Source organism: Hymenobacter sp. AT01-02 (assembly GCF_000961955.2).
Taxonomy (GTDB): domain Bacteria; phylum Bacteroidota; class Bacteroidia; order Cytophagales; family Hymenobacteraceae; genus Hymenobacter; species Hymenobacter mucosus.
Genome location: NZ_JZIR02000264.1, coordinates 1 through 1,538, shown reverse-complemented (window position 1 = coordinate 1,538; position 1,538 = coordinate 1). Strand labels below are relative to the sequence as shown.

Sequence of the window (1,538 nt, the reverse complement as noted above, 5' to 3'; positions counted from 1 at the left end):
CAGGAGCCGGCGGCCAACAAAACGGATAGGAGATTTATTTGCCATTATAGTTAGTATTTGTGTTCAATATACTAATATTAGTAGCAAATCAAACCCTGCCTATTATGTCTGGTATTCCGTCCTCCGAATCCGAGCAGCCACAAGACCCTCAGAAGCCCCAGGAATCTGAACAAATGCCCAAAGGAGAAAACGCGCCTAACATCCAAGACACTTTTGATAAAACGCTGGAGCTACAAGGCCAACTGATTGCATTGCTTGAACTCCGGGTACAGACATACAGTGCTCGCCTAGAAGTCTCGCAACGACAACTTAAGCACGAACGCTCCCTGTTGTATTTGCTTGCCCGGTGTGATGCAGGCTTGCTTGATGAAGAGCAGCAACGGGAAATGTGGGAGCTTCTGGATTCTCCTGATCGACTACACGGTTTAGAAGCTAATAGATCTCATTTGTATCTCAGTGCTTTGGCACAAGCAAACATTAATGCTGTGGCACAGGATTCCCCCGGTCATAGCAATGGGATGCAGGAAGAAGCTACTCCCCCAAATTGATGAGCTAACGTAGCACCACTTAGTAAGTAGTGTATCGGCCCATACAATGAGTATTGAGCGAGGAAGCCCCGACCATTTGGCCGGGGGCTTTGTGTTCTAATCAGCTATACTTAAAGAGAGCAGTGAAAGGCTACTTAATACAAAATAGCTTTTTGCTTAATCAACTGCTCCTCTTCTGTGGTTAGTTCTCCTTCCCAAAAGAAGAGGGTTTGCCCAACATGAAAAATTCTGTGGGGATCCAGTGTGATCGTGTTGTTACTGTCTTCATACATTCTTGCGTAGTGCCACACCGTTTTTAAGCACTCTCGCTCATCTATGATTTCGTAATGACCGCACCAAGTGGTTAATGAGAATAGCCCTATCCAAGCAACAGTTAAACCAACTAAATCTTCATTCAGCAGTCCACTGGCATGGAATACTTCATCTGGCTCCACCCGCCCAATCGAAGTAGAGTAGATACCAACTAGCTGTTATCAACAACCGACAATTTGAAGGTAGATCCTTTAGGAGAAATCCATCTACCAGACCTGAACCGAAGTCTGTTGTTGGAATACATATTCAACTTCGCCGTAATGTTTACTTGGCTTTCGGGAAAGCAGGCGCTCCTTGCTTCACTCCAGCTTTCTCGTATGGTTCACGCTTAAATACATCCTTGCCAACTAACGTAGACTCCCAAAACTCGCTTACATCGGTTTCTGATGTTAACAGCCACGTGGTGGAAATGAGATCTACACCATCAACCGTTTGAGCTTGTCCGCTCCAACACGTCACAGAGTTGGAGTCTTTATGCTCATTTTGCCACACCACTACGAAGCCGATCGCTTGCCCTGATTCCAAAGAGGCGTTCAATTGTCCCACTAATGGATACACGCCCGTTGCATCGCCTACAGCAGTATGATACTGCCCAGTCACTTGGTTGCCTTCAAGCCTGAACTCCACTTCGGATCCTAACTCATTGTACCATTTTCCATTAATGTCCATAACATCAAG

General features: G+C 45.8%; 3 protein-coding genes. 1 reads left to right on the top strand and 2 read right to left on the bottom strand.

Going from position 1 to position 1,538, the window contains the following annotated elements:
- Positions 1 to 104 precede the first annotated feature (104 nt).
- Positions 105 to 548, top strand: a complete 444-nt coding sequence (locus VI25_RS23055) for a hypothetical protein (protein ID WP_045690829.1) — start codon at positions 105 to 107, stop codon at positions 546 to 548.
- Positions 549 to 682: 134 nt separating this feature from the next.
- Here the strand turns inward: VI25_RS23055 and VI25_RS23050 are convergent, their stop codons facing one another.
- A complete protein-coding gene (locus VI25_RS23050; protein ID WP_082455845.1) occupies positions 683 to 1,006 on the bottom strand; it encodes an avidin/streptavidin family protein in 324 nt (107 codons plus the stop codon).
- 118 nt (positions 1,007 to 1,124) lie between these two features.
- A partial coding sequence (locus VI25_RS23045) for an avidin/streptavidin family protein (protein ID WP_055562988.1) occupies positions 1,125 to 1,538 on the bottom strand: 414 nt, incomplete at its 5' end.